Consider the following 4,450-nt stretch of genomic DNA (forward strand, 5'->3'; position numbering starts at 1 on the left):
ATCTCCTCAGCCTTGACGAGCCTATCCCTGTGCATAGCCAGATATGCCAGAGCCAGAAGAGCGTACCTGACAGTATCTGAGTAAATCATCGTAATATAATTATATACATAAAACGCAGTTTTATCAAGTAATTTAGGTCACAAAAGAGGCTTGGTATGAAGAGGATTCACTTCTTCAGGGACTACGCGAGGGAGAGGTTCAGAAAGAGGATAAGGAAGATACCCGTTGCACTGCCCTTCACCTGTCCCAACATAGATGGGACGAAGGGACGCGGGGGCTGCAGCTACTGCTACAAGGGCTCAAGACCTGAACACCTCTCACCGAGGACGGACCTGAGGTCTCAGATAGAGGAAGGTATAAGGGGGGCAAGGGAGAGGTACGGCAGGAAGCTCGGCTTTTTCATCTACTTCCAATCCTACACTAACACCTACGGTGATGTCTCATACCTGAGGGAGCTTTACGATACAGCCCTTGAGTTTGAGGACGTCGTTGGACTTGACGTTGGCACGAGACCCGACTGCGCACCGGAGGAGGTCCTTGACCTCCTTGCAGGCTACAGGGAGAGAGGGCTTGAGGTGTGGGTTGAGTTCGGGCTCCAAAGCGCCAACTACGAAACTCTGAAGAGGATAAACAGAGGACACGGTATATCGGACCTGGTGGACGCGACCCTGAGGGCTAAGAGAAGAGGTCTCAAGGTATGCATACACACTATAGTAGGTCTTCCCGGCGAGGAAAGGGAAGACTTCTTAGAGACGGCTAAGCTGATAGGTGCTCTCGGGGCGGAGGGTATAAAGATACACCCCATCTACGTCATGAGGAATACTCGGCTCGCCCGCTCCTACCTGAGGGGTGAGTTCAGACCCCTGAGACTTGAAGAGTACGCTTCCTTCGCTGCGGACATGCTTGAGATAATTCCCGAGAGCGTTGTGGTCCACAGGCTCACCGCTGAGGCAAAGCCTCCCGCCCTACTTGCACCGGACTACTGCACCTACGAGAGGAAGCTTGAGGTGATAGCTTCCATTGAGGGGGAGCTCCTCAGGAGGGGGAGCCGTCAGGGGGCGAGGTCAGGTGTTGAAGGGGCAGGAGGGGACCTCAAGGAACTCGTTGAGGAACCAGGAAGACTTAAGGGATGAGGTGAAGTCCTCTATCTCAGCTACCTCCTCTTCGGTGAGCCAGGGGTAGCTCGGCGTCCGGTATATAGTCAGGGGCAGTCCATCCGCTATGCTAACGCTCTCAACTATGCGGGCGGTATCCACCTTTCTCCCCGCGGTGTAGCTGTACTTTTCAGATCTTCCAGGAGGTGCCTTTATATCAACGGCGAAGCCGTCCACAATGTCTCTCAGCTTCTCAAGAACGGAGGGCAGGTAGCCGTTCGTGTCAACCCTTACCTTCAGAAGGGGGTTCCTGTCCTTCGCCCTGAATATGAAGTCCCTCAGCTTTGTGGTGTTGTGAACGGTGGGCTCACCCCCTGAGAGGACAAGGGTGTCTATCACGGGATTTGTGGCTATCTCGTAGAGGACTTCCCTCTGGGTTATAAAGCTCTTCTCCTCGCCCAGAACGAGCCTCCAGTTGTGACAGTGTCTGCACCTGAAGTTACAGCCCTCAAGAAAGAGGACTAGGCTCCACCTGCCCGGACCGTCCTTCGTAGAGATTAGGCAGGAGGCAAACATCAGTCCCATCGGAGAGCCTCCATGAGTTCCTCAATCTCAGCCTTCTTCCTGCTCACCCAGTCCGCCCTCCTGCCTCCCTGCCAGTAGTTCTCCTCACCTTCGTAGATATGTCTTTCGCTGTTTGCCTTCCTAACCTTCCTCGCTATCGGTCTGTAGTAGCCTATCACCCTTGAGTAAACGGTAGTGTCCTCTGAGCCACAGTAAGGACAGCTGAACCTTTCACCCACTATCTTTGTCTCACAGGAGTTGCACACGCTCATCGTGGGTGTGAGGGTTATGTATATGACCGGAAGGCTTCCAAAGAGCCTCCTTATGAAGTCCCTTGCTGCGTACCTGTCGGGCTTTTCGTTGAGGAAGATGTGCTGGATGCTCCCACCCGTTGCAAAGAGCTGGGTCCTCGCCGATACCTCAAGCTGTCTCCCAAGGGAGGACTGGTCATAGGGAGGCTGAAAGCCGGCGGTTAGAAAAACCCCCGAGCCCGCTATGCTTCCCTTCACGTAGGGAGGAACTCCGTTTACCTTCCCCTCCCAGAACTCCCTGTAGAGCCTGTACCTTTCTCCCTTTCCCTCCGAGATATCTTTGAAGAACTCAAGGTCCTTTCGGGCGAGCTTTGGTCCCGCGGTCTCCCCAGGAGCGTACTCAAAGTTCCAGGGAACCCTGTCCCTCTCCATGAACTCCCTGAGCTTGGAAAGGATGAAGTCCGAGATCTCTTCGGCAAAGGAGAGACCATCCGGGTGGAAGAGACCAGATCTGTCCTCAAGAAGTCTACCCGAGGAGTCGTACTCAGCGAACCCGAAGTTTATCAAGCCCTCGTGACCTCCCTGAAGGGATATAGTGTTGAAGAGGGTTGAGAGGTCCTTCATGTAGTAGAAGAAGGTTGGGTAGAGCTCCCTGTGCTCCTGAATAAACTCTCTCTTCTTGTTGAGAACGCTCCTTGCCTTCTGGAGAATATCCTCAAGGTGTCTGAAGAGCCCCTCCCTGTCTCCCCTGTGTATCCAGCCAAGCCTGTTGAAGTTTATTGAGATCACCCCGATTGAACCAACTCCCGAGGCGTTTCCGAAGACCGAACCTGTGTTGGAGACCCTCAGAACTTCGCCCATATCCACCTGAAAACGGCAGCAGAAGCTCCTCTGGAGGCTGGGGTCCCTTGGCTCAAGTCCTCTCTCAAGGAAGGGCTTGCTCATGAAGTTTTCAAAGTAAGCTCCTCCGTGCCTGTCCATGTTTTCCAAGAATTCAAGGAAGACAGGGTCATCAAAGTCAAAGTCGTCGGTTATCTGAACGGTTATCAGAGGGAAGGTCCAGGGTCTTCCGTCCGCATCTCCCTCCCACATAGCCTGAAGGAAGCCCAGAGAAACCTTGTCGTATATATCCGAGGGTATATCAGAGTACCTGCTTTCAAGAACCTGTCCTCCGACAACAACGTACTCATCCCTCAGTGAGGGAGCAGGCTTACCGAACTCAAGGGTCACGTTCGTGAAGGGGCTGTTACCACTCCTGAAGGGGAGATTGACGTTGTAAAGGAAGCTCTGGAAGGCGTGGGCTATCTCATCCTGTGAATATTTCCTGCCGTGGCACCTTTCCTCATACCAAACGTAAGAGCCGGCAACGGTTATAAGGTCATTGAGGGCTACCGCTCCCGCAACCTCCTGAGATATGAGACAGATGAAGTTGGCGCACTGGTCAAGGAGATTCCTGAGCCTCCTCGGTGGTCTTGAGCGGGGCATCACCCTCGTGTTTGCGGTGAGTCCGTTCAGGGCTATATCTCTGGCTGAGAAGCCTATACAGTAGGGACCAAGGAGAGCGAGCTGGTGCTGATACCACCACCCCTCCTCGTGCATGAGCCTCTCTTCCTCCGTGAGTATCTCCCTAAGCATATACTCCTTCATAAGCTCACCCGAGAGTATGTTTGCCATGGCGGGTAGGGAGTAAACGAGGTTTGCGTTGTGCTTTGCAAGGTCCGCCGACCTCAGGTACTCGTCTATCAGGTAGGTAGAAACTCTCTCCATGCTCACCTCCTCTTTTCCATGTATTTTAGAATTTATGATTTGTTTATCAATATTTATTTTTTAATCTCCTCTCAACGACTTAAACCTGAGCGATTTAAGTGTATGTGCTGTCTTATTGTTTCGTTTGTTGTGATGGTGCAGGAATTATACTTACAGACCTCCCGTCCTCTTCCCTTAAAGATGACGCTTTACAGCTCCCCTTGTTTCCCTTCCTGCAAGCTTGGAAAGGACAACGAACGAGCCTATGAGCAGGGCGAAGGTTATTATGAGCATCAAAAACAGGTCATTCATCAGGATACCTCCCCTCATATAAGATAGCGAATGCGAGAGAAATAAAGAGCCCTGCCGTTATAGCTTTGCTTATGTCTATTAGGGTAGCGAATGCTTTCTTCATTTTCTTTTTGAGTGGTGCCGGAGGCGGGAGTCGAACCCGCACGCCCCGAAGGGCACCGTCCCCTCAAGACGGCGCGTCTGCCAGTTCCGCCACTCCGGCTTTTGTGAGCTTTATATTATAAACCAGGATGAAAGAGCTGCCAAGACTATACGCTATAACGGACAGGAAGAAGTACGGCGACGACTTTTTCTCCACACTGGAGAAGATACTCAAGAAGGGAGTCAGGATGGTCCAGCTCCGGGAGAAGGACCTTAGCGGAAAGGAGCTCTACGAGCTATCCTTAAAAGTAAGGGAGCTTACAAGGAAGTACGAAGCCCTCTTTATAGTGAACGAGAGGTTTGACGTTGCTGTCGCAGTTTCCGCTGACGGGGTTCATCTTC

At 52.3% G+C, this 4,450-nt stretch carries 4 protein-coding genes and 1 tRNA gene; 2 read left to right on the forward strand and 3 right to left on the reverse strand.

Annotated features, from left to right (window positions below):
* The first annotated feature begins 155 nt into the window (after nucleotides 1-155).
* Complete coding sequence (gene mnmL, locus AC1HCM_RS05225; RefSeq protein WP_479460712.1) at nucleotides 156-1,133, forward strand: tRNA modification radical SAM protein MnmL/YtqA; 978 nt, start codon at nucleotides 156-158, stop codon at nucleotides 1,131-1,133.
* On the opposite strand, the gene AC1HCM_RS05230 is transcribed toward mnmL, so the two are convergent.
* The 3 genes from AC1HCM_RS05230 to AC1HCM_RS05240 form a co-directional block, all read right to left on the reverse strand.
* On the reverse strand, nucleotides 1,065-1,679 hold the full coding sequence (locus AC1HCM_RS05230; RefSeq protein ID WP_479460713.1) for a radical SAM protein: 615 nt from the start codon (nucleotides 1,677-1,679) through the stop codon (nucleotides 1,065-1,067). The two genes, mnmL and AC1HCM_RS05230, sit on opposite strands and share 69 nt — an antisense overlap.
* Nucleotides 1,670-3,676 carry an anaerobic ribonucleoside-triphosphate reductase gene (gene nrdD, locus AC1HCM_RS05235; RefSeq protein ID WP_479460714.1) on the reverse strand — a complete coding sequence of 669 codons (2,007 nt, stop codon included), beginning with the start codon at nucleotides 3,674-3,676 and terminating at the stop codon, nucleotides 1,670-1,672. Before nrdD ends, AC1HCM_RS05230 begins: the two co-directional genes overlap by 10 nt.
* A gap of 406 nt (nucleotides 3,677-4,082) precedes the next feature.
* Nucleotides 4,083-4,169: transfer RNA gene (locus tag AC1HCM_RS05240), tRNA-Leu, on the reverse strand.
* A gap of 28 nt (nucleotides 4,170-4,197) precedes the next feature.
* Between AC1HCM_RS05240 and AC1HCM_RS05245 the strand changes: the two genes are divergently transcribed.
* Nucleotides 4,198-4,450, forward strand: a 253-nt coding sequence (locus AC1HCM_RS05245) for a thiamine phosphate synthase (protein WP_479460715.1), incomplete at its 3' end; no start/stop codon positions are given.

The sequence above is a fragment of the Hydrogenivirga sp. genome (assembly GCF_056450045.1).

Excerpts from the sequence above, each read along its gene's own strand:
- AC1HCM_RS05230 (WP_479460713.1), bottom strand. The coding sequence starts at position 1,679 with ATGGGACTGATGTTTGCCTCCTGCCTAATCTCTACGAAGGACGGTCCG.
- mnmL (WP_479460712.1), top strand. The coding sequence starts at position 156 with ATGAAGAGGATTCACTTCTTCAGGGACTACGCGAGGGAGAGGTTCAGA.
- nrdD (WP_479460714.1), bottom strand. The coding sequence starts at position 3,676 with ATGGAGAGAGTTTCTACCTACCTGATAGACGAGTACCTGAGGTCGGCG.